This window comes from Enterobacter cloacae complex sp. IR53041 (assembly GCF_049238285.1).
Taxonomy (GTDB): Bacteria; Pseudomonadota; Gammaproteobacteria; order Enterobacterales; family Enterobacteriaceae; genus Enterobacter; species Enterobacter roggenkampii.
In genome coordinates this window covers 1-24,248 of sequence record NZ_JBMKHB010000037.1, presented here as the reverse complement: position 1 = coordinate 24,248, position 24,248 = coordinate 1, and the positions used below count along the sequence as shown (strand labels likewise).

Genomic DNA, 24,248 nt, shown 5'->3' with positions numbered 1-24,248 from the left:
CGGGGATATACCCCGGTTTTTTATTTGTGACGTTTGCGAAGGTTTTCTATCACCGCCGTCAAATCCAGCGCCTGATCCTGCAGCAGCACCAGCAGGTGATACATCAAGTCAGACGCTTCGTTCGTCAGCTCCTCGCGGTCATGCACGGTCGCGGCCAGCGCCGTCTCAACGCCTTCTTCACCCACCTTCTGCGCAATACGCTTGGTTCCGCTGGCGTACAGCTTCGCGGTATAAGAACTCTCCGGATCTGCCGTTTTACGCTCTGCCAGCAGCTGCTCCAGTTGATACAGGAACAGCCACTGATGACTCGCCTCGCCGAAGCAGCTGCTGGTGCCCTTATGGCAGGTCGGGCCGATTGGGTTTGCCAGCACCAGCAGGGTATCGTTATCGCAGTCAGGTGTTATGCTGACCACGTTCAGGAAATGACCCGAGGTTTCCCCTTTTGTCCACAGGCGCTGTTTCATGCGGGAGTAAAACGTCACTTTGCCGCTTTCGATCGTTTTCGCCAGCGCGTCCTGGTTCATATACCCCAGCATCAGCACTTCGCCTGAGACGGCATGCTGGACAACCACCGGCAGTAATCCGTCCGTTTTTTTCCAGTCCAGCTGCGCCTGTTGTTGCTCTGTTAACATACCCTGATCTCCACGCCCTGGTCGGCCAGGTACGTTTTTAACTCACCAATATTAATAATCTGTTTGTGGAACACGGAAGCGGCCAGCGCGCCGTCTACGTTCGCATCGCGGAAGGCTTCGAGGAAGTGTTCCATGGTGCCCGCGCCGCCGGAGGCAATCAGCGGAACGTGGCAGACCTCACGGACTTTTTTCAGCTGCTCGAGGTCATACCCGTTACGCACGCCGTCCTGGTTCATCATGTTTAGCACAATCTCGCCCGCGCCACGCTTCTGCACTTCCTGCACCCAGTCGAGCGTTTCCCACTGCGTCACGCGCGTGCGGCTTTCATCTCCGGTGTATTGATTGACGTGGTACTTGCCCGTTGCGGCGTCATACCAGGTGTCGATCCCAACCACAATACACTGCACGCCAAAACGATCGGCCAGGCGGGTGATCAGCTCCGGGTCGGCCAGGGCAGGGGAATTGATGGAAATCTTGTCGGCACCAAACGAGAGAATTTTGGCGGCGTCGTCGGCGGATTTAATCCCACCCGCCACGCAGAACGGAATATCGATCACTTCCGCCACGCGAGCGACCCAGCTTTTGTCGACCACGCGTCCATCGCTGGACGCGGTAATATCGTAGAACACCAGCTCGTCTGCGCCTTCATCGGCGTAGCGTTTTGCCAGCGGAACGATGTCGCCAATGATCTCGTGGTTGCGGAACTGCACGCCTTTCACGACCTGGCCGTCACGCACGTCCAGGCAAGGGATTATCCGTTTTGCCAGCATTGAATCGCCTCCGTCACCGTAAATTTACCTTCCAGCAGGGCCCGGCCCACAATCACGCCCTTCACGCCGGTTCCGCGCAGCGCAGCGATATCGGCTAAGTCACCGATGCCGCCAGATGACTGGAACGCCACCTGCGGATAACGGGCGCAAACTTCTTCATATAAAGAAACGTTGGAGCCCGCTAGCGTGCCGTCGCGCGAGATGTCCGTGCACAGCACGTGCTTCAGGCCAACAGGGAGATACATCTCGACCAGCGCCTCCAGCGTCACGCCGGAGTTTTCCTGCCAGCCGCTGACCGCCACCTGTTTATTACCCTGTTCGTCAATGCGCACGTCCAGCGCCAGCACCAGCGCGTCGGCGCCAAAGCGGCGGAACCAGCCCTTCACCGTCTCAGGATCTTTGACGGCGGTTGAACCGACCACCACGCGCGCCACGCCCGCATCCAGCAGCGCGGCAACGTCATCTTCCGTACGCACGCCGCCGCCGACCTGTACCGGCACATCAACACCGGCAACCAGATTTTTAAGCAGCGGGATCTGGCGCTTCGCCGGATCTTTCGCACCCGTTAAATCGACCAGATGCAGCACCTGAGCACCCTGGGCGGCATAATCCTGCAGACGCGGCAGCGGATCGTTTCCGTAGTCTCGCTGCTGCCCGTAATCGCCCTGATGAAGACGGACAACCGTGCCGTCAATTAAATCTAACGCGGGAATAATCATCACATCTCCAGGAAGTTTTTCAGCAGCTGCGCGCCCGCGGCGCCCGAGCGCTCCGGGTGAAACTGTACGCCGAAGAAATTGTCTTTCTGCACCGCCGCGGTAAACGCCTCGCCGTAAGTGCACTGGGCGATGGTATTGACGTTCACCGGCATAGCGTAACTGTGCACGAAGTAAAAATACGCGCCGTCTTCAATGCCGCGAAAAAGCCGGTCGCCCGCTTTGGCGTACACGCGGTTCCAGCCCATATGCGGCAGAGGCAGACCGTGGTCGGTCATCTTCGGCACGTCTTCGTCGATAATGCCCAGCAGGTCAACGCCGTTGCTCTCTTCGCTGCGGCGGCCCAGGATCTGCATACCCAGGCAAATGCCCAGCACCGGCTGGGTACAGGCTTTGATCAGATCGACCAGCTCGCGCTCGCGAATCTGATCCATCGCCGCCTGCGCAGTGCCCACGCCCGGCAGAAATAACTTGTCGGCACGCAGCACCACGTCCGGGTCACGGCTGACCATCGGCTCGTAGCCGTGGCGGGTGATGGCCGACTTTACGGAGTTGAGGTTGGCGCATCCGGTATCCAGAATCACCACGTTCATTACAGCACTCCTTTTGATGAGGGCAGGGCGTCACCTTCCACGCGAATTGCCTGGCGCAGCGTGCGGCCAAAGGCCTTGAAGAGACTCTCCACGCGGTGGTGGTCGTTCTTGCCTTTGGTCTTCAGGTGCAGCGTCAGGCCCATGGTGTAGGACAATGAACGGAAGAAGTGCTCCACCATTTCGGTGCTCAGATCGCCCACGCGCTGGTAATTGAAGTCTGCTTTGTATTCCAGGTGCGGACGACCGGAGATATCCATCGCGCAGCGCGCCAGACACTCGTCCATCGGCAGGACAAAGCCAAAACGGTTAATGCCGCGTTTATCGCCGAGCGCCAGCTTAAGGGCTTCACCCAGCGCCAGGCCGGTATCTTCCACGGTGTGGTGATCGTCAATATACAGGTCGCCTTTTACCGCGATCTCCATGCGGAAACCGCCGTGGGTGGCAATCTGGTCCAGCATGTGGTCGAAGAAACCGACGCCGGTGTGGATCTTGCTGCCGCCTTCGCGGTCCAGCCAGACCTTCACATCAATCTGTGTCTCTTTGGTGTTGCGTTCAACGTGCGAGTAGCGGTCACGTTTTGTCAGCTGCTCGCCAATCATCGCCCAGTTAAGGTTGTTGCGGTCATAGCGCAGCCCCGCGATGCCCATGTTCTCCGCCAGCGTAATATCGGTAATGCGATCGCCGATGACATAGCTGTTAGTCTTATCCAGCACATCCTCCGCCAGATAGCGCTCGACCAGCTTCACATTTGGCTTACGGCAGTCGCACTCGTCGGCTGGCATGTGCGGGCAAATCAGCACTTCATCAAACACCACGCCCTGAGAGGTCAGCACCTGCATCATCAGATTATGCGGGCCGTCAAAGTCTGCCTGCGGGAAGCTGTCGGTACCCAGACCGTCCTGGTTGGTGATCATCACCAGCTTGTACCCGGCTTTTTGCAGCTTGAGCAGCACCGGGATCACGTCAGGTTCAAACGCCAGCTTGTCGAATCGGTCGACCTGAAAATCAGCTGGTGGCTCCGAAATAAGGGTGCCGTCACGATCGATGAAAAGGATCTTCTGGGTCATACTTTCTCCGCTTTCAGGGCGTCAATCACGCGCTGGCTCTCTGCACGGGTGCCGACGGTAATGCGCAGGCAGCCACTCAGAGAAGGTTGTTTATTCTGGTCTCGTAAGATAATGCCCTGATCCCATAAAGATTTAAATACGGCGCTGGAGGCGGTAAAGCGCACCAGGATGTAGTTGGTTTCCGAGTCGAACACCTGCTCCACGCACGGGATATCCTTCAGGGCGGTCACCAGGTACTGACGTTCCTCCAGGATTTGCGCCACGCGCTCGCGCATCGCGTTAATCCCCTGAGGCGTCAGCGCCTGTGCCGCAATATCGGCAACCGGCGTCGAGAGCGGGTACGGGGCGATCACCTTCAGCAGCAGGTCGATGACCTCTTTATTTGCCAGGGTGAATCCGCAGCGCAGACCTGCTAGGGCGAAAGCCTTCGACAGCGTACGCAGCACCACCAGGTGCGGATACTCCTCCAGCCAGCCAGCCAGCGTCGCCTGCGGGCAGAACTCGATGTAGGCTTCGTCCGCGACCACCAGGGCTTTACCGCGCGTCATCTCCAGCAGGGTGCGGATATCCTGCGGGTTAATAATCTGCCCGGTCGGGTTGTTCGGGCTGCAAACAAACACCACTTTTACGCCGTCAAGGTTGTCGGCAATCCCCTGCAGATCCAGCTGCCAGTTCTCCAGTGAGAGCACGTTGCGGCACGCCACTCCGAAGGTTTCCGCGCTGACGCTGTACATGCCGTAGGTCGGCTGGCAGTACATTACCGCGTCTTTGCCCGGCTCGCAGAAGGCGCGGATCAGCAGTTCAATGCCCTCATCCGCGCCGCGACTGAGCAGCACCTGCTCTGGCTTCACGCCAGCGTACTGCGCGTAGTTCTCAATAACCGCCTTCGGCTGACACTCCGGATAGCGGTTCAGCGTCTGCTGCGACAGCTCAAACTGCACCGCCGTAGGATATTCGTTGGCGTTCAGCCAGACATCCCCTTTACCGCCCAGACGACGCGCAGACTGGTAAGGCGTCAGGCGACGGACATTTTCGCGGGCTAATTCTTCAATGTTCATGCTTGCTCCTTCAGGGCTGCAACGCGCAGCGTAACGGCGTTTTTGTGAGCGGTCAGGCGCTCGGCGGCGGCCAGGGTTTCAATGGTGGACGCCAGCGAGGCAAACCCTTCGCGGGAGAGCTCCTGCACGGTCATGCGTTTCTGGAAATCCGCCAGCCCCAGGCTGGAACAGGTTGAGGTATAGCCATACGTTGGCAGCACGTGGTTGGTGCCGGAGGCGTAATCGCCCGCGGATTCCGGTGACCAGTCGCCGAGGAACACCGAGCCCGCGCTGGTAATGCTGTCGACCAGATCGCGCGCATTGCGGGTCTGAATAATCAGGTGCTCCGGACCGTACTGGTTAGAAATGGCAATGCACTGCTCGAGATCGCGCGCCACAATCAGTCGGCTGGCCGCTAACGCCTGGCGTGCTGTGTCGGCGCGGGGCAGGTCGGCAAGCTGACGCTCCACGGCTTCACCCACGCGTTTCGCCATATCGGCATCCGGCGTCAGCAGGATGACCTGCGAGTCCGGGCCGTGTTCCGCCTGAGAAAGCAGGTCGGACGCGACGAAATCCGGCGTGGCGCCGCTGTCGGCAATCACCAGCACCTCAGACGGGCCGGCAGGCATATCGATGGCCGCGCCGTCCAGACGCTGGCTGACCTGACGCTTAGCCTCGGTCACATACGCATTGCCCGGGCCAAAGATTTTGTCGACCTTGGGAATGGATTCCGTGCCGAATGCCAGGGCGGATATCGCCTGCGCGCCGCCCACTTTATAGACCGCCTGCACGCCGCACAGCTTCGCCGCGTAAAGGATCTCGTCGGCAATCGGGGGCGGTGAGCACAGCACCACTTTCTGACACCCGGCAATGCGTGCGGGAGTCGCCAGCATTAGCACGGTGGAGAAAAGCGGGGCAGAGCCGCCGGGAATATAGAGGCCGACGGACGCAACCGGGCGCGTCACCTGCTGGCAACGCACGCCGGGCAGGGTTTCGACATCCACGGTCTGCAGCTTTTGCGCGGTGTGGAAGGTATCAATGTTTTTCACCGCGACGGCCATTGCCTGCTTGATGTCGTCACCCAGGCGATTGCTGGCATCAATGATTTCCTGCTCGGTAACCTGCAATGCGCCGACGTCCGTCTTATCAAACTTCGCGCTGTATTCGCGCAACGCGTCATCGCCGCGGGCTTTGACGTTATCCAGGATCTCTGCCACGGTACGTGAGATGCTCTCGGAAGCGGAAATCGCCGGGCGCATCAGCAGCTCACGCTGCTGTGCGTCGCTACAGGTATTCCAGTCGATGATTGTGTTAAAGCTCATGGCCATTACTCCATCATCTTCTCAATTGGCAGCACCAGGATGGAGCTTGCGCCCAGCGCTTTCAGTTTTTCCATGGTTTCCCAGAACAGGGTTTCGCTGCTCACCATGTGCATCGCCACGCGCTGCTGATCGCCTGCCAGCGGCAGGATGGTTGGACGCTCGGCGCCCGGCAGCAGGGCAATCACTTCATCCAGACGCTCGGTTGGGGCGTGCATCATGATGTATTTGGATTCACGCGCCTGAATCACGCCCTGAATACGGGTCAGCAGCTTGTCGATCAGCTGCTGTTTGGCGTCGGCCATCTCGCCGTCGCGCTGGATCAGGCACGCTTTAGAGCGGTAGATGACTTCCACTTCGCGCAGACCGTTCGCTTCCAGCGTCGCGCCGGTAGAGACCAGGTCACAGATGGCGTCCGCCAGACCCGCACGCGGCGCCACTTCTACAGAACCGTTCAGCAGACAGGATTTAAACTGTACGCCTTTCTGATCCAGATAGCGCTTTAACAGGTGAGGGTAGGAGGTGGCGATACGTTTGCCGTTCAGCGCGGCCGGGCCGTCCCAGGCTTCATCAACCGGCGTCGCCAGCGACAGGCGGCAGCCGCCGAAGTCCAGACGACGCAGGGTGAAGTAACGCGGGTCTTCGCCCTGCGCGCGGCGGGTCAGCAGCTCTTCTTCCAGCACGTTTTCACCGATGATGCCGAGGTCAACGACGCCATCCATCACCAGGCCGGGAATATCGTCATCACGCACGCGGAGAATGTCGATGGGCATGTTTTCAGCCAGAGCAATCAGGCGCTGGGTGTGCAGGTTGATTTTAATCCCGCAGCGGGCCAGCAGTTCGCGTGAATCGTCACTCAAACGGCCTGATTTTTGAATAGCTATGCGTAAACGTGAGTTATCTAACATTCTTTATTCCTCGTTAACCTGTTTTAACCTGTCTGAATTCGGTCCAAAAAAAAGCCCCCGGAAGAAGATCTTCCGGGGGCTTTTTCATGCGTTCATGCACCACTGGAAGATCCAAACGTCTTCCAGCACACATCGCCTGAAAGACTAGTCAGGATGATGGTGATGATGGTGGTGTTTAAATTGAACGCGTGTCATATAAATTCTCGATGAATGCTTATTCATTTGATGTCTTTTAACCTAAACCAGTTGTGCGACATATTGCAAGGGCTTTTTTTGATCATTAATTCATTTCATATTGATGCTATGAATTGTGTGTTCTGCCGGGCTGGCGTAGCCTTATGAAAGACGAGTGAGAGTCAGGAGAATTCGCATGAAAAAGGTCGCGATTGTCGGTTTAGGATGGCTGGGAATGCCGCTGGCGATGTCATTAGCCGCGAAAGGCTGGCAGGTGACCGGGAGCAAGACCACCCGAGATGGGGTTGAAGCGGCGCGCATGTGCGGTATTGAGGGCGTTGAACTGCGTCTGGAGCCAGAACTGGTGTGTGATGCGGACGATCTGGACACGCTGATGAACGTCGATGCGCTGGTGATTACGCTACCCGCGCGGCGCAGCGGCCCGGGTGAATCATTTTATCTGCAGGCGATGCAGGAGATAGTCGACAGCGCGCTGGCGCATCACGTACCGCGCATTGTTTTTACCAGCTCGACGTCGGTCTATGGCGATGCTGAAGGCGTAGTGAAAGAGACCTCCGAGCGCCGTCCCGTTACCGCGAGCGGTCAGGTCCTGAAAGAGCTGGAAGACTGGCTGCACAATCTTCCCGGCACGCAGGTCGATATCGTTCGTCTGGCGGGGCTGGTGGGCCCTGGCCGCCATCCGGGACGCTTCTTTGCCGGAAAGACTGCGCCAGACGGCCAGCATGGCGTGAATCTTGTCCATCTTGAGGATGTTATTGGCGCAATTGAGCTACTCTTACAGGCTCCGAAAGGCGGACACATCTATAATATATGTGCACCGACTCATCCGGCGCGCAGCACCTTTTACCCACTGATGGCACGTCAGCTGGGCCTGGCTCCGCCGGTCTTTGGTGAGGCAAAAGATGGCAGTAAAGGCAAAATTGTTGATGGCAATCGCATTTGTCATGAGCTGGGGTTTGAGTATCAGTATCCCGATCCGCTGGTGATGCCCATGGAATAAGTTCCGCAGCGGAGACGATCGCACGCCAGAAGGGGGCGAGCATGAAACCGCTGCTGGATGTTCTTATTATTCTGGATGCACTGGAAAAAGAGGGGAGCTTTGCGGCAGCCTCGGCGAAGCTCTACAAAACCCCATCTGCCTTGAGCTATACCGTTCAAAAACTGGAAAGCGATCTCAATATCCAGATCCTCGATCGCTCCGGGCATCGCGCGCGCTTTACCCGCACCGGACAGATGCTGCTGGAAAAAGGCCGTGAAGTCCTCCATACCGTTCGTGAACTCGAAAAACAGGCCGTCAAACTGCATCAGGGATGGGAAAACGAGCTGGTGATTGGGGTGGATGACACCTTTCCTTTTTCTCTCCTGACGCCGCTGATTGAAATGTTTTACCAACATCACAGCGTCACCCGGCTTATTTTCATCAACGGCGTGCTGGGCGGTTCCTGGGATGCCTTAACCCAGGGCAGGGCGGACATTTTTGTCGGTGCATTGCATGAGCCACCCCAACTCAGTGAATTTGGTTTTGCCCGCCTTGGCGTGCTGGAGCAGGTATTTGCCGTGGCGCCTCATCATCCGCTGGCTCAGGAGCCCGAGCCGCTTAACCGCCGCGTGATTAAAGGCTACCGCGCGATTGTAGTGGGTGACAGCTCTCGCCCGGAATGTGCGGTCTCCTCGCAGCTGCTTGATGAGCAGGAAGCGATTACCGTTTTCGACTTTAAAACCAAGCTTGAGCTGCAAATTAGCGGTCTGGGCTGCGGCTATTTACCCCGCTATCTGGCGCAGCGCTTTATTGACAGCGGTGCGCTTGTTGAAAAACAGGTACTTGCTCAAAACAGCCATGAATCGGTGTGGGTGGGCTGGAATGAACAGACCGCCGGGCTGGCGAGTGCCTGGTGGCGGGACGAAATTTTAGCAAATAGTGCTATCGCTGCTGTATATGCTCAGGGCAGCGTCGAGAAATCAGCCAGTTAGCAAAAAGAAAATTACCCGGTGCGTTGCAAAGTATTGCCTTTTGTATCCGATGTGGGGCAAAATGCCGCCGCTGCAACCAAATGAATAATCGACGATATAAAAGGCGTCGGTTATTTTTTTTTGCATGTACGAAACGAAACTAAAAACCAAGAGGCCGGGCTTCGTACCGGATAGATATTTACTAAAATCCGACAGTTGTTGTCGCTGAGGAAGAAAGAAATGGGGCAATTTTTCGCTTACGTGGCGGTTATCACCGTAAAGGAGAATAACTATGTCGCATAACGCAACTCCAAACACCTCTCGCGTGGAATTACGTAAAACGCTTACGTTGATTCCGGTTGTTATGATGGGCCTGGCCTATATGCAACCGATGACGCTGTTTGATACATTCGGTATCGTATCAGGCCTCACAGACGGTCATGTGCCAACGGCATATGGCTTCGCGCTGATTGCGATCCTCTTTACCGCGCTGAGCTACGGTAAACTGGTGCGTCGCTACCCGTCTGCGGGTTCCGCCTACACGTATGCCCAGAAATCCATCAGCCCGACGGTTGGCTTTATGGTGGGCTGGTCTTCGCTGCTCGACTATCTGTTCGCGCCGATGATCAACATTCTGCTGGCAAAAATCTATTTTGAAGCGCTGGTGCCGTCGATTCCATCCTGGATGTTCGTTGTGGCGCTGGTGGCCTTTATGACGGCCTTTAACCTGCGCAGCATCAAGTCTGTCGCCAACTTTAACTCCGTTATCGTTGTGCTTCAGGTTGTCCTGATTGCGGTTATTCTTGGCATGGTGATTTACGGCGTATTCCACGGCGAAGGCGCGGGCACCCTGGCGAGCAGCAAGCCGTTCTGGTCTGGTGATGCGCATGTGATCCCGATGATTACCGGGGCAACCATTCTGTGCTTCTCCTTTACCGGTTTTGACGGGATCAGCAACCTGTCTGAAGAAACCAAAGATGCAGAGCGCGTAATTCCTCGTGCCATCTTCCTGACGGCGCTGATTGGCGGTCTGATCTTTATTTTCTCGACCTATTTCCTGCAGCTGTACTTCCCGGATATCTCTCGCTTCAAGGATCCGGATGCGTCTCAGCCGGAAATTATGCTGTACGTGGCGGGTAAAGCGTTCCAGGTCGGCGCGCTGATCTTCTCCACCATCACCGTACTGGCGTCCGGTATGGCCGCGCATGCAGGCGTTGCGCGTCTGATGTACGTAATGGGCCGCGATGGCGTATTCCCGAAAAGTTTCTTCGGCTACGTGCATCCAACCTGGCGTACCCCGGCGATGAACATCATCCTGGTCGGTGCGATTGCGCTTCTGGCAATTAACTTTGACTTGGTGATGGCAACGGCGCTGATTAACTTTGGTGCGCTGGTGGCGTTTACCTTTGTTAACCTGTCGGTTATCTCTCAGTTCTGGATCCGTGAAAAGCGTAACAAGACGCTGAAAGATCACTTCCAGTATCTGTTCCTGCCGATGTGTGGTGCCCTGACCGTGGGCGCGCTGTGGGTTAACCTGGAAGAGAGCTCGATGGTGCTTGGCCTGATTTGGGCGGGTATCGGCCTAGTTTACCTGGCCTGCGTCACGAAGAGTTTCCGTAACCCGGTTCCTCAGTACGAAGACGTCGCGTAAGACTGTGTCGGGTGGCGGCTACGCCTTACCCGACCTACATACCCCGTAGGCCCGCGTAAGCGCAGCGCCACCGGGCAAAAAAAAAGCCGGAGACATCGCCTCCGGCTTTTTTATACCCATCGATCAAACTATCTCTTGCGCGTACTGGTACAGGGATTTCAGCAGCGCCTGTTTCTCAGCATTCCCTTCATACTGGCCATAAAGCATTTCCAGCTCCTGGGCGTAATTGTGCAGATACTCTGGCGTAAACACGTTACGACGGTGCTGCAACCAGCGTTCCTGCTCTGCTTCATCCAGGGTTCCCGGGTAATTACGCGCGCGGTAATTAAACATCAGCTTTTCGATGCGCTTATCGGCGAAGGTGATATCCAGCGCCGGTAAGTTGCGCGGCTCGGTTTGCAGAACGATATTCATGGCCGCGCGATCGGCATCACTGAAGAAACCATTATAGAGCTGGGCGTCCACGTTTTCAGACGGCACGAACGGCTCGGCTTCGGCAAAGATGGCGACCACTTTCTCGCGCACCTGCGGATTTTCACGCAGCACTTTGAGATTATCGAGGCAGTGCTGGCGGTTAATGCCCAGCCTGTCAGCATCTTCCGGGCGCAGCGTATTCGCCTGCGCCAGGACCGGACATTTATTGATATGCACCAGCTTGACCGGCACCGCAGGCAGATCGCCGAGTTCATTCTTCGGCGTGTACAGCCGTTCACGCAAGGTATCGCTGTCGAGCTCCAGCAGCGGTGAAATATCGCCCGCCAAATCCACCATGATGACCGCATTACGGTTGTCCGGATGCCACGCCAGCGGCGCGACCCAGCTGGTATTGCCGCGCCATGCGCCAAACATGCCGGAAATATGCACCAGGGGTTTCATCTGCGGTACGTCGATAAGGGTCATAAGCTTCTGCTTGCTGCGATGGCTGAGCAGATACTCGAACAGTCGTGGCTGCGCGCTTTTCACCAGCTTCGCCATGGCAATGGTGGCATAGACGTCCGCCATCGCGTCGTGGGCATTGCTGTGCTCAATGCCGTTGGCGCGCGTCAGGTGTTCCAGCCGGAAGCTGGTCAGCCCTTCCTCATTTTCCGGCCAGTGAATGCCCTCAGGACGCAGGGCGTAGCAGGCGCGCATGATGTCGAGCAAATCCCAGCGCGAATTGCGGTTCTGCCAGCTCCAGGCATAGGGATCGTAGAAGTTACGATAAAAGATGTTGCGCGTCACTTCGTCATCGAAGCGGATGTTGTTGTAACCGACCACGCAGGTGTTGGGGACGGTAAACAAGTCGTGGATGCGTCGGGCGAATTCTGCCTCGTTAACGCCTTTTTCCCGCGCTTCCTGAGGGGTGATCCCGGTGACCATCACCGCGCCGGGCTGCGGCAGGTAGTCATCCGCAGGCTTGCAGTAAAAGACCTCGGGCTCGCCAATGATGTTGAATTCGTCGTCGGTACGGATGGCGGCAAACTGCGCCGGTCGGTCCAGCGCCGGATGCGTGCCAAAGGTTTCGTAGTCGTGGAACAAAAAAGTCGGGCGAGCGGCAGAGTCAGACACCAGTAATACCATCCTGTTAAAAAATGACGTCACTATGGTAAACGATCGTGCGGGTCAGACCGAATAAAAAGCACCGCCGCGTCGCAAATTTGCGCGCCAGCTTCAGAGAAAAATCTGCGTTCTGTCACATTTTTTTGCAATTAAGCCAGGTAACGACATCAGAACTCCCGTAAAAAGGTCATCGATTTTTAATGACCTGAGGATATACCGTTGAAACGCCGTCTGTTTATTGCTGTTTCTTTACTCGCTTCGAGTGTCTCATCTGCTTTTGCGGCCGAACCACTGGATTTTTCGCCGCAGCCTCCGGCCATTCAGGCTGGCTCCTGGGTGCTGATGGATTACACGACTGGTCAGATTTTAACGGCGGGCAACGAACATCAACAACGTAATCCGGCGAGCCTGACCAAGCTGATGACGGGTTATGTGGTGGATCGGGCCATTGATAGCCACCGCATTACCCCGGATGACATCGTCACCGTAGGGCGTGATGCGTGGGCAAAAGGGAACCCGGTGTTTGACGGTTCATCGCTGATGTTCCTGAAGGAGGGCGATCGCGTCACCGTGCGCGATCTGAGCCGCGGCCTGATTGTCGATTCCGGCAACGACGCCTGCGTGGCGCTCGCCGATCACGTGGCGGGCGGGCAGCCGCAGTTCGTGAAGATGATGAACGACTATGTGCAGAAGCTGAACCTGCGTGATACCCACTTCGAAACCGTCCACGGGCTGGACGCGCCGGGCCAGCATAGCTCGGCGTATGACCTGGCCGTTCTCTCCCGGGCCATTATCCACGGTGAGCCCGAGTTTTATCATATGTACAGCGAAAAGAGCCTGACCTGGAACGGGATCACCCAGCAGAACCGTAACGGCCTGCTGTGGGATAAGACCATGAACGTAGACGGGCTGAAAACGGGGCATACCTCGGGGGCCGGCTTTAACCTGATTGCATCCGCCGTTGACGGTCAGCGTCGTTTGATTGCCGTTGTAATGGGAGCGGACAGCCCGAAAGGGCGTGAGGACCAGGCCCGAAAACTGCTGCACTGGGGGCAGCAGAATTTCGATACGGTGCAGATCCTGCATAACGGAAAAAAAGTGGGAACGGAGCGCATCTGGTACGGCGACAAGGAGCAGGTAAAACTGGGCACCGACCAGGACTTCTGGCTGGCCTTGCCGAAAGCGGAGGTGCCCAATATCAAAGCCAAATACGTGCTGGATAAAAAAAAGCTGGAAGCGCCGATTGCCGCGCATCAGCGTGTCGGGGAGATCCAGCTTTACGATCGTGACAAGGTGGTAGCCCACTGGCCGCTGGTCACGCTGGAAGCCGTTGATAAAGGCGGCCTGTTCTCTCGTCTGAGCGATTATCTGCATCACACGCTTTAACCGCCGATGAGCAGATTGGCAGGGTTGCGAGTCTGCTCACATAATAAACACTCCTCGTTTGCTGATAATCATAATCCAGTTTTATAGTGTATAAATATACAGTGATAAACGGAGGCAGCATGGACTACAGCATTACGCAGCAACAGAAACGTAAGATTGCCGGTTTTCATTTGGTCGGTCCGTGGGAACACACGGTAAAACAGGGCTTTGAACAGCTGGTCATGTGGGTCGACGGGCGTCACATTGAGCCGCTGGAGTGGGTGGCGGTCTACTACGATAACCCCGATGAGGTCCCGGCCGAAAAACTGCGCTGCGATACGGCCGTTACCGTACCGGACGATTTTCTGATCCCGGAAAACAGCGAAGGCGTCATGATGACGGAAATCGCGGGAGGGGATTATGCCGTGGCGACGGCGCGTGTGGAAAACTATGACTTTGCCACGCCGTGGTATCAGTTCTTCAATTCCCTGCTGCAGGACAATAAGTATCAGATGGCGCTCAAACCCTGCTTCGAGCGCTACCTGAATGACGGCAACGCGGACGGCTACTGGGATATTGAAATGTATATCGCGGTAGAGCACAAACCGGTTTAGGCCTGCTGAATAAAGGGTTTTTCAGCCGGGACCGTTCCGCCCGGCTGAAAACACAGTACAATTGTGATTTGCCGTGTAGCTGGAGAGCGGGTGTGCGTCCCGACAAATCATTAACCCCTTTTGAAATTCGGTTGTATAAACACTACCGTGTGGTGCACGGGTGTCGCATCGCGCTGGCGTTCGTGTTGACGTTTGTCCTGGTCCGCTTGCTGGAAGTTCCGGAAGGGACGTGGCCGCAGATCACGCTGGTGGTGGTGATGGGGCCCATCTCGTTTTGGGGCAACGTTGTCCCGCGCGCCTTCGAGCGTATTGGCGGGACCGTGTTAGGCTCGGCCCTGGGGCTTATCGCCCTGAAGCTGGAGCTTATCTCGTTCCCGGTCATGCTGATATGGTGCGGTGCCGCCATGTTCCTGTGCGGCTGGCTGGCGTTGGGCAAGCGTCCTTATCAGGCGCTGCTGATTGGTATCACGCTCGCGGTGGTGGTCGGCGCACCCGCCGGGGATATGACCACGGCGCTGTGGCGAAGCGGGGATGTCATTCTGGGTTCACTGCTCGCCATGCTGTTTACCGGCATCTGGCCGCAGCGGGCTTTTCTGCACTGGCGTATCCAGATGGCCAACTATGTCACCGCGTTTAACCGCGTCTATCAGGCCGGTTTTTCCCCTAATCTGGTTGAACGCCCCCGGCTGGAAAAGCATCTGCAAACCATCCTCAACGACGTGGTCAAAATGCGCGGCCTGATCACGCCCGCCAGCAAAGAGACCCATATTCAGAAAGCGATTTTCGAAGCCATCCAGACGGTAAGCCGCAACCTGGTCTGCATGCTTGAACTGCAAATCAACGCGCACTGGGCCTCTCGCCCGAGCCATTTGTTGATGCTTAACGCGCAGACCCTCAAAGAGACCCAGCAGATGACGCAGCAAACGCTGTTGACCATCGCTCATGCGCTCTACGAAGGTAACCCGCAGCCGATACTGGCAAACAGCGAGCGGCTGAATGAGATCGTTGCGGAGCTGAAGCAGTTAATCAATGAGCGGCAGGGCGATAACGTGGCGGAAACGCCCATTCATGGCTATGTCTGGCTGAGTATGGAACTGGCGCGACAGCTTGAGCTGCTATCGCATCTGATTTGTCGGGCGCTGCGCAAATAAAACGCGGATGTGACGCCTGCTGCTTCGATTCAGCAGCAATTGGGGTTATGATAGGTTTAAACGATATACTCATTGTCATTCGCAGCCGCTGTCAGTAAGGTTATTGTTACAACGGTTGCTTTAACGAATCCGAATCTCACATTATCAGGGGTGTAAAAATGGAAACTACCAAGCCTTCGTTCCAGGATGTTCTGGAATTCGTCCGCCTGTTCCGCCGCAAAAACAAGCTGCAGCGTGAAATCCAGGACGTTGAGAAGAAGATCCGTGACAACCAGAAACGTGTTCTGCTGCTCGACAACCTGAGCGACTACATCAAGCCAGGCATGAGTGTTGAAGCTATTCAGGGCATCATCGCCAGCATGAAGAGCGACTATGAAGACCGTGTTGATGATTACATCATCAAAAACGCTGAACTGTCCAAAGAGCGTCGCGACATCTCTAAGAAGCTGAAAGTGATGGGCGAAATCAAAAACGGCGAAGCAAAAAGCGAGTAATCGCAGCGAATCGTGAAAAAGGCTCTCTGGTGACAGAGAGCCTTTTTTTATGACTCAGAACGTGGCTGTAGCTGATAAATCCAGGCTTGAACCTGCTTGCCTTCAGAGGTAGTCACCGTGACCTCAACCCGGTCATAGCCGTCTTCAAACTCATCCAGCATTTGCCAGTGTGCGGAAAGGTTATCAGAGATAAACAGATAGCCTTCGACGCGCGGTCCATCGGAGTGGAGGATAATCCCGGGAAAGTCTGCCGCCGCACCCCAGCCGCGTTCGTAGAACGTACCGGAGACGAAACCGGCCAGCCATTCACCGCCGATGTTTTCAAGGATATGCGCATTAGAATGGCCCGGACGCAGCGTGCCGTAGACAAACAGAGCGTTCATTTTCCCTCATCCGCAAAGCAAAAAGCCTGCTTTAAAAGCAGGCTTTTTAAATTTGGCTCCTCTGACTGGACTCGAACCAGTGACATACGGATTAACAGTCCGCCGTTCTACCGACTGAACTACAGAGGAATCGTTGTGGAGGCTTATCTTAGCGGCGAAAAAACTTTTGTCAAACCTGATCTTAGGGAAAATCGACTGATTGCTGATTCTGTCGTCAGTTTGTTGTAATTCCACACATCTTTTTTCAGGAAAATACTTTGCAGGATTAGCATTTCTCCCCCATCATTTGAAATGGAGTTTCAACTTTTCTCGCTAAGGTCCATTTTGAACGTCACTGCCTCCTTACGCCAGGCGATCGCGCGCACGCCATGGTATGCAAAACGTAAAAGCTATCGTGTCCTGTTCTGGCGTGAAATCACCCCTCTTGCTGTGCCTATCTTCCTGGAAAATACCTGCGTTCTGCTGATGGGGGTACTGAGCACCTTCCTGGTGAGCTGGCTGGGGAAAGAGGCGATGGCGGGGGTCGGGCTGGCGGACAGCTTTAACATGGTGGTGATGTCATTTTTTGCTGCCATCGATCTCGGGACGACGGTGGTGGTGGCTTTTAGCCTCGGCAAGCTCGATCCCAAACGTGCGCGCGAGGCAGCCCGCCAGTCGCTGATGATCATGACTGTCTTTTCGATTGTTCTGGCGGCGGTGATTCACTATTTCGGTAAAGAGATTATCGATTTTGTCGCCGGGGAAGCCACGAACGAGGTTAAAGACCTGGCGCTGACCTATCTGGAGATGACCGTCATCAGCTATCCGGCGGCGGCTATCGCCCTGATTGGCAGCGGCGCGCTGCGCGGGGCAGGTAACACCAAAATTCCGCTCCTGATCAACGGCGGAATGAATATCCTGAATATCATCATCAGCAGCGTGCTGATCTACGGCGTGTTCTCGTGGGACGGGCTGGGGTTCGTCGGCGCCGGACTGGGGCTAACCATTTCACGCTATATCGGTGCAGCAGCGATTATCGGCGTGCTGATGGCGGGGATCACCCCCTCGCTGCGCCTCACGCTGAAGAGCTATTTCCGCCCCTTTAACTTCGCCATTATCTGGGAAGTGATGGGGATCGGCATTCCCGCCAGTATTGAGTCGGTGCTGTTTAACGGCGGGAAGCTGCTGACGCAGATGTTTGTCGCCGGGATGGGCACCGACGTTATCGCCGGTAACTTCATCGCCTTTTCTATCGCCTCGCTGATTAACCTGCCGGGTAACGCGCTGGGTTCGGCCTCGACTATCATCACCGGGAAACGGCTCGGGAAAGGGCAGATCGGCCAGGCTGAGCGGCAGCTGCGCCACGTTTTCTGGCTGTCGACCATTGGACTGACCGTGATTGCCTGGGGAACGGCGCCGTTTGCCGGGCTGATGGCCTCGTTCTATACCCACGAAGAGGATGTTAAAGAGGTCGTTAAAATCCTCATCTGGCTCAACGCCGCCTTTATGCCCATCTGGGCGGCCTCATGGGTACTACCAGCCGGGCTAAAGGGCGCGCGTGACGCCCGCTTTGCGATGTGGGTGTCGATGCTCGGCATGTGGGGATGTCGCGTTGTGGCGGGGTATACGCTCGGGGTGATACTCGGATGGGGCGTGGTTGGCGTCTGGCTGGGTATGTTCCTGGACTGGGCCGTACGGGGCGCGCTGTTCTACTGGCGCATGGTCAGCGGGCGCTGGCTGTGGAAATACCCGCGGAAAAATGCCTGACAATTGTGCGAAGTGGAGAATAAATCGGCAAACGATCGGAAATATGCATTCTGCCTTTGACATCATGGGGGAGCATCGATAATATGCGCCCCGTTCACACGATTCCTCTGTAGTTCAGTCGGTAGAACGGCGGACTGTTAATCCGTATGTCACTGGTTCGAGTCCAGTCAGAGGAGCCAAATTTGAAAAGCCTGCTTTTAAAGCAGGCTTTTTGCTTTTCTGGGTTGGGTTAAATTGTCGGGTGGCGGCTTCGCCTTACCCGACCGACAAAAACCTCGAATCGTAGGCCGGGTAAGGCGAAGCCGCCACCCGGCAAAAGCCGCACTATCCGTTCACACGAACCGGTGCCGTCGCCTCTTCCAGCCACGAACGCGCATCGCTGTTCACCCGTGGTGACAGCGCCTCACGCACCTGCTGGTGATACGCATCCAGCCACGCTTTTTCCTGTTCGCTCAACAGATCCAGCTCGACCTGGCTTAAATCAATCGGGATCAGCGTCAGCGAGGCAAATTTACAGAATCCCGGACGGCTCTCCACGATCTCCACCTGGTTTTCAATACGAATCCCGTGGCTATCGCCCAGATAGTAGCCAGGTTCAATCGTCATGATATTGCCCGCCACCAGCGGCCACGGGTTGACCTTTTTGGCGATGCGATGCGGGTTCTCATGGATCAGAAGCTGATGCCCCACGCCATGCCCTGTGCCGTGATCGTAATCCAGCCCCATCTCCCACAGCGGACGACGCGCGAAGGCATCCAGCTGATGCCCCTGAGTGCCAGAGGGGAACTGCAGGGTAATGAGCGACAGAAAGCCTCTCAGCACGGCGGTGTAGTGCAGGCGCTGCTGCGGGTCGACCTTACCCCATGCCAGCGTGCGCGTGGCGTCGGTGGTGCCATTAACGTACTGACCGCCGGAATCGTTCAGGTAAAAATGATCATGGCCGATGGGCTTGTTGCTGGCCTCGCTCGAATGATAGTGGCACATCGCCGCATTGCTCGAAGAGGCGGAGATGGTCGCAAAGCTTTGCTCGATAAACCCGGGCTGCTGTTGACGGAACGCGAGCTGCTGCGCCTGCACTTCCAGTTCGGTGAGGGGATTTCCTGCCGCCTCGCGCAGCGGCACTTCGCGGCTCAGCCAGGCCAGGAAGTTGACCCAGGCGGCACCGTCCTGGTGATGGCACGCGCGATACCCAGCCAGCTCGATCGGGTTTTTGGTGGCCTTCATCAGGGTGATGGGATCGGTTCGCCAGACAATCTCTCCCCGTGGTTCAATGGCAAAGCGCAGGGCGACCGGAGCGGAATCGGCATCAACCATCACCCGTTTGCCTGCAGCAATCTGCTGACAGCGTTCGATGAAGGCGTCCTGCGGCGCAATGGTAAACGCATTGCGCACCTCTTCAGGCAGGGCGCCGAGCTTGTTGTCGTTTACAAACCACTCAACGTGGCCGTCACGACTCAGCAGGGCAAATGAGAGCGGTACCGGACTGGTTGGGATATCTGAGCCCCTTACGTTGAGCAGCCATGCAATGTTATCCGGCAGCGTAACGGCCAGATAATCAGCATTGTTCGCGGCCAGCACGGCAGCGACGCGCTGACGTTTGTCCTCGCTGCTTTCACCGCTTACTTCAACCGGCATTTCACGAATAAGCCCCGCCGGTGCGGCAGGGCGATCGGTCCATAAGGCGTCAAACGGCGAAACCTTCAGCGGTACCAGCTTGCACGGCGTGGCGGACAGTTGCTCAAACTCCGTATTGGTCATCAGCAGTGCGTCAAAACCGATGCGCGTGCCTGCCTCCACGTTTTCTGTCAGCCATTCAGCCAGCGGCTCGTTGTGCAGGTGGTGAATTTCAATCTCGTCCAGATTCACCTGAACGCGGGCCTGCACCTGATAGCGCCCGTCGACGAACAGCAGCGCTTTATCCTTCAGTACCAGCGCGACGCCGGCAGAACCGTCAAAGCCCGTCAGCCAGGCCAGCTTTTCGTCGTAGGGCGCGCAGTATTCGCTCTGCCACGCATCCGCACGCGGGACGATCATCCCGTCGAGATGGCTGGCCTCAAGCCAGTGGCGCAGGGCAGAGAGCGGAGATGTGCTGGACATGGTTATTCCTTATCGTTATTAGCGGAACGGCGGCTCGTTGAAGGTGCGCAGCTTGCGGGAATGCAGCCTGTCACCTTCCGCCCGAAGCAGGTCGATGGCGCGAATGCCAATTTGCAGATGCTCTGAGATGGCCCCTTCATAGAAACGGTTGGCCTGGCCCGGTAGCTTAATTTCGCCGTGCAGCGGCTTATCGGAGACGCACAGCAGCGTACCGTACGGGACGCGGAAGCGATAGCCCTGTGCGGCGATGGTGGCGCTCTCCATATCAATGGCTACCGCGCGGCTCAGGTTGAACCGCAGCGCGGAGGCGGAGTAACGCAGCTCCCAGTTGCGGTCATCCGTCGTGACGACCGTACCGGTGCGCAGGCGCTGTTTCACCTCTTCGCCCGGCATGCCGCTGACCGCTTTGGTGGCGTCATACAGCGCACGCTGTACTTCGGCGATGCTCGGGATTGGGATATCCGGCGGCAGCACCGCATCCAACACGTGGTCGTCGCGCAGGTAGGCGTGGGCGAGCACGTAATCGCCAATCAGCTGGCTTTCACGCAGGCCGCCGCAGTGACCAATCATCAGCCACACGTCCGGGCGCAGCACCGCCAGATGGTCGCAGATGGTTTTGGCGTTCGAGGGGCCGACGCCAATGTTAATCAACGTAATGCCCTGACCGTCGGCGGTGATCAGGTGCCAGGCAGGCATCTGATGCTTTTTCCATGCCAGATCGGAGATGGCCTGCTCGGGGGCTTCGGTCTCTGCGGTGATCCAGATCCCGCCCGCGCAGGAGAGTGCAATATACGGGCTTTCCGGGTCGAGGATCTGGCTGCAGCCCCAGCGGACAAACTCGTCGACGTAGCGGGTGTAGTTGGTAAAGAGCACGAACGGCTGAAAATGTTCAGCGGGCGTACCGGTGTAGTGGCGCAGTCGCGCCAGGGAGAAATCGACCCGGCGGGCGTCAAAGTGCGACAGAGGAGAAAATTCTGCCGGGTGATAAATCCCGTCGGCGGTCTCATCGCCAATCTGCGACAGTTCCGTCGTCGGGAAGTGGCGGGTCAGCCCCGCGCTCATGGAACGGTCAAGGGTTAACGCCGAACCGTCAATTACGTACGGATAGGGGATCTCATGCTGCGAGGGCTCAACGGCAATGTGCGCGCCGTAATCCTGGTACAACAGCGTAAGTTGTTCTTCAAGATACGGGCGGAACAGAGCCGGGCGGGTGACGGTGGTGCTGTAGCAGCCGGAGTGGGTAAAACGGGCGTAGGCGCGGGTTTTTGGCGTCGTGCTGGCGCTGCCGTCCCAGGTCACAGAGAGCGATGGATAAACAAAAAGGCCCTCGTTTCTGGCCTTTTGGTCGGGAAGTTTCCCTGTTTCGATATATTCGCTGATGGCGCTGCGCAGCGCATTGACGGACTGTTCATACAGCGCGTCGAGTTTTTCCAGCGCCTGAGCCGGGGTCAGGCTGGAGCCCTTATTATTCATCTCTGTCTCCTTGTTCCACAGGTGTGCGACTCTACCCGATAGTATGTCACACGCCTGTGAAACAAAAGGGCGATCAGGTGTGGCGGGGCTCTTTCATCACCAGGGCCGTCGCAGCAGAGAGCAGGCAACCGGCCAGCAGATAAATCGCCACGCTGTGCCAGTTTCCGCCGGAGAAGGTCACCAGCGCGGCGGCAATAAATGGCGTAAACCCGCCGCCGACCACGCTTGCGACCTGGTAGCCCACGCCCGCGCCGCTGTAGCGGTAGCTGGCGCCGAACAGTTCGGTAAACATCGGCTGCTGGACGCAGACCACCATGTCGTGAGCGACGTTGGCGAGCATGATGGCGAAGAAGACAATCCAGAAGATCGACTGCGCCTCCAGTGCCATAAAGAATGGCCAGGCGCTGAGGGTGCCCACCAGCGCCCCGGTGATATAGACGCGACGGCGGCCAAAGCGGTCCGCCAGCCAGGCGAAGCAGGGGATGGTCAGGCAGCTGATCCCGCCAACCACCAGACCGATATTCAGGAACAGTTCACGCGGCAGGCCGAGGTTCTGCGTCGAGTAGTTCAGGGCAAACGCGGTGACGATATACATCGTCAGCAGTTCACACAGGCGCAGGGCAATAATTTTCAGAAAAGCGCCAGGATGCCGGACGAGTGCCTCCATGACCGGCAGCCTTTTTTTGACGGCCGGTTTTTCCTGCTGTTTTTCGAACTCTGCCGACTCCTCCATGCCGTTACGGATCCACAGCGCGGCGATGACCAGCACGATGCTGAAGATGAACGGAATGCGCCAGCCCCAGCTCAGGAACTGCTCATCGGTGGTGAGCTGGCTGATCAAGGAGACCAGCCCGGTAGAAAGGAGCAGACCCACGCCGTATCCGACCTGCACGCCGCTGCTGTAAAACGCTTTCTTATTTTTGGGCGCGCTCTCAACGGATAGCAGCGCCGCGCCGCCCCATTCACCGCCCACGGCGAAGCCCTGAATCGCCCGTAATGTCACCAGCAATACCGGTGCCCACCAGCCAATCGCGGAAAACGACGGGAGAATGCCAATCAGCGCCGTGGCGATCCCCATCATCCAGACGGTAAGCATCAGCATGCGCTTGCGGCCGAGGCGGTCGCCAAAGTGGCCGAAGATCACCCCGCCCAGCGGGCGAAACAGAAAACCGACGCCGAAGGTGGCAAACGCGGCGAGGGTGCCCATCGCGGGGCTGACCTGCGGAAAAAATTCGCGGTTAAACACCAGCGCGGCGGTAATGCCGTAGAGCAGAAAATCATACCAGTCGACGACGGCACCCGCGAAGCTGCCGAGTGCGGCGCGGCGGGCACGATTGAGCGAAGGTGTCTCCTCGTTGGGATGTGTGGAGGTGAGAGTGGAGTCCATAGTTGTCCTGTCTGCACTGATTTTTAATTATTGGTATAAGAAAAGGTCACTCACATAGCGGCCGTCATATAAACGGAACCTATGAGACTACCGCGACAGGGGGCCTGTGCAAACTGATTTTATTTCCTGATGGGTAATGCAAAACGGCTACGCTATGCTTACTAAAGAGCGAAGCGACTGAGGAAGGGAATATGTGTCGTAAAAAGGCGTTGGGCTGTCTTGCTGCGTTACTCATCAGCCAGAGCGTGCAGGCGGTGAGCTATCCTTTACCGCCGGCGGGCAGTCGCCTGGTGGGGAGCTCGCAGGTCATTACCGTGCCGGATCATAATACGTTACCGCTTGAGGCGTTTGCCGCGCAGTACGGGCAGGGGTTGAGCAATATGCTGGAAGCGAACCCGGGCGTGGATCCTTTTTTGCCCAAATCCGGCACCCGGCTGGTCATTCCCCAGCAGCTGATTTTGCCCGACACCGTTCGCGAGGGGATTGTCGTTAACGTGGCGGAAATGCGTCTCTATTATTACCCGCCGGGCAGCAATACCGTTGAAGTGCTGCCCATCGGCATCGGTCAGGCCGGGCGCGAAACCCCGCGTAACTGGGTAACGGCGGTTGAACGTAAGCAGGTGGGACCCACCTGGTCTCCGACGCCCAATACGCGCCGTGCCTATGCGGCAGAGGGAAAAACGCTGCCTGCCTTCGTGCCCGCCGGGCCGGATAACCCGATGGGGCTGTATGCGATCTATATCGGCAGGCTGTATGCCATACACGGCACAAACTCTAATTTCGGCATCGGGCTGCGGGTGAGCCAGGGCTGTATTCGTCTGCGGAATAACGACATCAAATACCTTTTCGATAATGTTCCCGTCGGCACCCGCTTGCAGCTTATCGATCGGCCCGTTAAAGTCACCACGGAACCGGACGGCAGCCGCTGGGTGGAGGTTCACGAGCCGTTATCGCGTAACCGTGCGGAATTTGAATCGACCCGGAAAGTGCCGCTGCCGATATCGGCCGCGCTGCGGACAGAGTTGATCAACGAGGGTGCAGGTGCTGAGCTGGAACGGCGGTCGGGGATGCCGGTGAAGCTCGGCAATTGAGGACATTTTCGCCGGGTGGCGGCGTTGCCTTACCCGGCCTACGATTCGAGGTTTTTGTCGGTCGGGTAAG

At 57.1% G+C, this 24,248-nt stretch carries 24 protein-coding genes, 2 tRNA genes and 1 other annotated feature; of the genes, 11 read left to right on the top strand and 15 right to left on the bottom strand.

All coding sequences use genetic code 11. The features are described from left to right. Nucleotides 1-20 precede the first annotated feature (20 nt). The 9 genes from hisIE to hisL all read right to left on the bottom strand — a co-directional run bounded on the left by hisIE (nt 21) and on the right by hisL (nt 7,237). Nucleotides 21-632 carry a bifunctional phosphoribosyl-AMP cyclohydrolase/phosphoribosyl-ATP diphosphatase HisIE gene (gene hisIE / locus ACOTXF_RS20470; RefSeq protein ID WP_045418639.1) on the bottom strand — a complete coding sequence of 204 codons (612 nt, stop codon included), beginning with the start codon at nt 630-632 and terminating at the stop codon, nt 21-23. Further along, entirely contained in the window at nt 626-1,402 is a 777-nt protein-coding gene (hisF, locus tag ACOTXF_RS20465) for an imidazole glycerol phosphate synthase subunit HisF (protein WP_021241435.1), read from the bottom strand. The genes hisIE and hisF overlap by 7 nt, the downstream gene beginning before the upstream one ends. Further along, nucleotides 1,384-2,121 (bottom strand): 1-(5-phosphoribosyl)-5-[(5-phosphoribosylamino)methylideneamino]imidazole-4-carboxamide isomerase, encoded by a 738-nt coding sequence (gene hisA / locus ACOTXF_RS20460; protein ID WP_045418643.1) that lies wholly within the window; start codon nt 2,119-2,121, stop codon nt 1,384-1,386. Before hisA ends, hisF begins: the two co-directional genes overlap by 19 nt. Next, the gene (hisH, locus tag ACOTXF_RS20455; protein ID WP_045418646.1) at nt 2,121-2,711 is read right to left on the bottom strand and encodes an imidazole glycerol phosphate synthase subunit HisH; all 591 of its coding nucleotides are present in this window, start codon (nt 2,709-2,711) and stop codon (nt 2,121-2,123) included. Before hisH ends, hisA begins: the two co-directional genes overlap by 1 nt. Next, entirely contained in the window at nt 2,711-3,778 is a 1,068-nt protein-coding gene (hisB, locus tag ACOTXF_RS20450) for a bifunctional histidinol-phosphatase/imidazoleglycerol-phosphate dehydratase HisB (RefSeq protein ID WP_048963084.1), read from the bottom strand. Before hisB ends, hisH begins: the two co-directional genes overlap by 1 nt. Next, the gene (gene hisC, locus ACOTXF_RS20445; protein WP_047747481.1) at nt 3,775-4,836 is read right to left on the bottom strand and encodes a histidinol-phosphate transaminase; all 1,062 of its coding nucleotides are present in this window, start codon (nt 4,834-4,836) and stop codon (nt 3,775-3,777) included. Before hisC ends, hisB begins: the two co-directional genes overlap by 4 nt. Then, entirely contained in the window at nt 4,833-6,137 is a 1,305-nt protein-coding gene (hisD, locus tag ACOTXF_RS20440) for a histidinol dehydrogenase (RefSeq protein ID WP_045419028.1), read from the bottom strand. The genes hisC and hisD overlap by 4 nt, the downstream gene beginning before the upstream one ends. Before the next feature lie 5 nt (nt 6,138-6,142). After that, the gene (gene hisG, locus ACOTXF_RS20435; RefSeq protein WP_000886595.1) at nt 6,143-7,042 is read right to left on the bottom strand and encodes an ATP phosphoribosyltransferase; all 900 of its coding nucleotides are present in this window, start codon (nt 7,040-7,042) and stop codon (nt 6,143-6,145) included. A 45-nt stretch (nt 7,043-7,087) separates the two neighbouring features. After that, nucleotides 7,088-7,211, bottom strand: a sequence feature (His leader region). Further along, the gene (gene hisL / locus ACOTXF_RS20430; protein WP_001364200.1) at nt 7,187-7,237 is read right to left on the bottom strand and encodes a his operon leader peptide; all 51 of its coding nucleotides are present in this window, start codon (nt 7,235-7,237) and stop codon (nt 7,187-7,189) included. (Overlaps the previous feature by 25 nt.) A gap of 175 nt (nt 7,238-7,412) precedes the next feature. Between hisL and ACOTXF_RS20425 the strand changes: the two genes are divergently transcribed. The 4 genes from ACOTXF_RS20425 (at nt 7,413) to plaP (ending at nt 10,838) form a co-directional block, all read left to right on the top strand. Continuing rightward, a complete protein-coding gene (locus ACOTXF_RS20425; protein ID WP_023344481.1) occupies nt 7,413-8,237 on the top strand; it encodes an SDR family oxidoreductase in 825 nt (274 codons plus the stop codon). A 41-nt stretch (nt 8,238-8,278) separates the two neighbouring features. Then, on the top strand, nt 8,279-9,208 hold the full coding sequence (locus ACOTXF_RS20420) for a LysR substrate-binding domain-containing protein (RefSeq protein ID WP_021241428.1): 930 nt from the start codon (nt 8,279-8,281) through the stop codon (nt 9,206-9,208). Nucleotides 9,209-9,427: 219 nt separating this feature from the next. Next, nucleotides 9,428-9,490 (top strand): membrane protein YoeI, encoded by a 63-nt coding sequence (yoeI, locus tag ACOTXF_RS20415; RefSeq protein ID WP_099458931.1) that lies wholly within the window; start codon nt 9,428-9,430, stop codon nt 9,488-9,490. After that, nucleotides 9,480-10,838 carry a putrescine/proton symporter PlaP gene (gene plaP, locus ACOTXF_RS20410; protein ID WP_008499462.1) on the top strand — a complete coding sequence of 453 codons (1,359 nt, stop codon included), beginning with the start codon at nt 9,480-9,482 and terminating at the stop codon, nt 10,836-10,838. The genes yoeI and plaP overlap by 11 nt, the downstream gene beginning before the upstream one ends. Nucleotides 10,839-10,961: 123 nt before the next feature. Here plaP and sbcB read toward each other — a convergent pair whose 3' ends face one another. Further along, complete coding sequence (gene sbcB, locus ACOTXF_RS20405) at nt 10,962-12,398, bottom strand: exodeoxyribonuclease I (RefSeq protein WP_370974986.1); 1,437 nt, start codon at nt 12,396-12,398, stop codon at nt 10,962-10,964. A 198-nt stretch (nt 12,399-12,596) separates the two neighbouring features. Here sbcB and dacD point away from each other — a divergent pair, with 198 nt between their 5' ends. The 4 genes from dacD (at nt 12,597) to ACOTXF_RS20385 (ending at nt 16,001) form a co-directional block, all read left to right on the top strand. Then, on the top strand, nt 12,597-13,763 hold the full coding sequence (gene dacD, locus ACOTXF_RS20400; protein WP_048963086.1) for a serine-type D-Ala-D-Ala carboxypeptidase DacD: 1,167 nt from the start codon (nt 12,597-12,599) through the stop codon (nt 13,761-13,763). A 119-nt stretch (nt 13,764-13,882) separates the two neighbouring features. Next, entirely contained in the window at nt 13,883-14,356 is a 474-nt protein-coding gene (sbmC, locus tag ACOTXF_RS20395) for a DNA gyrase inhibitor SbmC (protein ID WP_048963087.1), read from the top strand. 92 nt (nt 14,357-14,448) lie between these two features. Next, the gene (locus ACOTXF_RS20390; RefSeq protein WP_048963088.1) at nt 14,449-15,507 is read left to right on the top strand and encodes an FUSC family protein; all 1,059 of its coding nucleotides are present in this window, start codon (nt 14,449-14,451) and stop codon (nt 15,505-15,507) included. A 158-nt stretch (nt 15,508-15,665) separates the two neighbouring features. Next, the gene (locus ACOTXF_RS20385) at nt 15,666-16,001 is read left to right on the top strand and encodes a DUF496 family protein (protein ID WP_008499467.1); all 336 of its coding nucleotides are present in this window, start codon (nt 15,666-15,668) and stop codon (nt 15,999-16,001) included. A 47-nt stretch (nt 16,002-16,048) separates the two neighbouring features. Here ACOTXF_RS20385 and ACOTXF_RS20380 read toward each other — a convergent pair whose 3' ends face one another. Both ACOTXF_RS20380 and ACOTXF_RS20375 read right to left on the bottom strand, forming a co-directional pair. Then, on the bottom strand, nt 16,049-16,384 hold the full coding sequence (locus tag ACOTXF_RS20380; protein WP_047747485.1) for a gamma-glutamylcyclotransferase family protein: 336 nt from the start codon (nt 16,382-16,384) through the stop codon (nt 16,049-16,051). Between the two features lie 53 nt (nt 16,385-16,437). Next, nucleotides 16,438-16,513 (bottom strand) — tRNA-Asn (locus tag ACOTXF_RS20375). Between the two features lie 162 nt (nt 16,514-16,675). Between ACOTXF_RS20375 and emmdR the strand changes: the two genes are divergently transcribed. Together emmdR and ACOTXF_RS20365 are read left to right on the top strand one after the other, a co-directional pair. Further along, a complete protein-coding gene (emmdR, locus tag ACOTXF_RS20370; protein WP_196343123.1) occupies nt 16,676-18,130 on the top strand; it encodes a multidrug efflux MATE transporter EmmdR in 1,455 nt (484 codons plus the stop codon). Between the two features lie 103 nt (nt 18,131-18,233). After that, a tRNA-Asn gene (locus ACOTXF_RS20365) sits at nt 18,234-18,309 on the top strand. A gap of 145 nt (nt 18,310-18,454) precedes the next feature. On the opposite strand, the gene ACOTXF_RS20360 is transcribed toward ACOTXF_RS20365, so the two are convergent. The 3 genes from ACOTXF_RS20360 to shiA form a co-directional block, all read right to left on the bottom strand. Beyond that, nucleotides 18,455-20,227: an aminopeptidase P family protein gene (locus tag ACOTXF_RS20360; RefSeq protein ID WP_047747554.1), complete on the bottom strand. Its 1,773-nt coding sequence runs from the start codon at nt 20,225-20,227 to the stop codon at nt 18,455-18,457. An 18-nt stretch (nt 20,228-20,245) separates the two neighbouring features. Further along, on the bottom strand, nt 20,246-21,700 hold the full coding sequence (locus tag ACOTXF_RS20355) for an AMP nucleosidase (protein ID WP_008499471.1): 1,455 nt from the start codon (nt 21,698-21,700) through the stop codon (nt 20,246-20,248). Between the two features lie 73 nt (nt 21,701-21,773). Further along, nucleotides 21,774-23,087 (bottom strand): shikimate transporter, encoded by a 1,314-nt coding sequence (gene shiA, locus ACOTXF_RS20350; protein WP_008499472.1) that lies wholly within the window; start codon nt 23,085-23,087, stop codon nt 21,774-21,776. Between the two features lie 191 nt (nt 23,088-23,278). Here shiA and ldtA point away from each other — a divergent pair, with 191 nt between their 5' ends. After that, on the top strand, nt 23,279-24,178 hold the full coding sequence (ldtA, locus tag ACOTXF_RS20345) for a L,D-transpeptidase (RefSeq protein WP_048962296.1): 900 nt from the start codon (nt 23,279-23,281) through the stop codon (nt 24,176-24,178). Nucleotides 24,179-24,248 lie beyond the last annotated feature (70 nt).

What these genes read in the sequence shown, in the direction of transcription:
- hisG (WP_000886595.1), bottom strand. Translation starts at nt 7,042, where the DNA reads ATGTTAGATAACTCACGTTTACGCATAGCTATTCAAAAATCAGGCCGT.
- ACOTXF_RS20360 (WP_047747554.1), bottom strand. Translation starts at nt 20,227, where the DNA reads ATGTCCAGCACATCTCCGCTCTCTGCCCTGCGCCACTGGCTTGAGGCC.
- ACOTXF_RS20425 (WP_023344481.1), top strand. Translation starts at nt 7,413, where the DNA reads ATGAAAAAGGTCGCGATTGTCGGTTTAGGATGGCTGGGAATGCCGCTG.
- sbcB (WP_370974986.1), bottom strand. Translation starts at nt 12,398, where the DNA reads ATGGTATTACTGGTGTCTGACTCTGCCGCTCGCCCGACTTTTTTGTTC.
- hisC (WP_047747481.1), bottom strand. Translation starts at nt 4,836, where the DNA reads ATGAACATTGAAGAATTAGCCCGCGAAAATGTCCGTCGCCTGACGCCT.
- hisIE (WP_045418639.1), bottom strand. Translation starts at nt 632, where the DNA reads ATGTTAACAGAGCAACAACAGGCGCAGCTGGACTGGAAAAAAACGGAC.
- hisH (WP_045418646.1), bottom strand. Translation starts at nt 2,711, where the DNA reads ATGAACGTGGTGATTCTGGATACCGGATGCGCCAACCTCAACTCCGTA.
- ACOTXF_RS20385 (WP_008499467.1), top strand. Translation starts at nt 15,666, where the DNA reads ATGGAAACTACCAAGCCTTCGTTCCAGGATGTTCTGGAATTCGTCCGC.
- ACOTXF_RS20380 (WP_047747485.1), bottom strand. Translation starts at nt 16,384, where the DNA reads ATGAACGCTCTGTTTGTCTACGGCACGCTGCGTCCGGGCCATTCTAAT.
- emmdR (WP_196343123.1), top strand. Translation starts at nt 16,676, where the DNA reads ATGGAGTTTCAACTTTTCTCGCTAAGGTCCATTTTGAACGTCACTGCC.
- hisA (WP_045418643.1), bottom strand. Translation starts at nt 2,121, where the DNA reads ATGATTATTCCCGCGTTAGATTTAATTGACGGCACGGTTGTCCGTCTT.
- shiA (WP_008499472.1), bottom strand. Translation starts at nt 23,087, where the DNA reads ATGGACTCCACTCTCACCTCCACACATCCCAACGAGGAGACACCTTCG.
- hisD (WP_045419028.1), bottom strand. Translation starts at nt 6,137, where the DNA reads ATGAGCTTTAACACAATCATCGACTGGAATACCTGTAGCGACGCACAG.
- plaP (WP_008499462.1), top strand. Translation starts at nt 9,480, where the DNA reads ATGTCGCATAACGCAACTCCAAACACCTCTCGCGTGGAATTACGTAAA.
- sbmC (WP_048963087.1), top strand. Translation starts at nt 13,883, where the DNA reads ATGGACTACAGCATTACGCAGCAACAGAAACGTAAGATTGCCGGTTTT.
- hisB (WP_048963084.1), bottom strand. Translation starts at nt 3,778, where the DNA reads ATGACCCAGAAGATCCTTTTCATCGATCGTGACGGCACCCTTATTTCG.
- ACOTXF_RS20420 (WP_021241428.1), top strand. Translation starts at nt 8,279, where the DNA reads ATGAAACCGCTGCTGGATGTTCTTATTATTCTGGATGCACTGGAAAAA.
- hisF (WP_021241435.1), bottom strand. Translation starts at nt 1,402, where the DNA reads ATGCTGGCAAAACGGATAATCCCTTGCCTGGACGTGCGTGACGGCCAG.
- ldtA (WP_048962296.1), top strand. Translation starts at nt 23,279, where the DNA reads ATGTGTCGTAAAAAGGCGTTGGGCTGTCTTGCTGCGTTACTCATCAGC.
- ACOTXF_RS20355 (WP_008499471.1), bottom strand. Translation starts at nt 21,700, where the DNA reads ATGAATAATAAGGGCTCCAGCCTGACCCCGGCTCAGGCGCTGGAAAAA.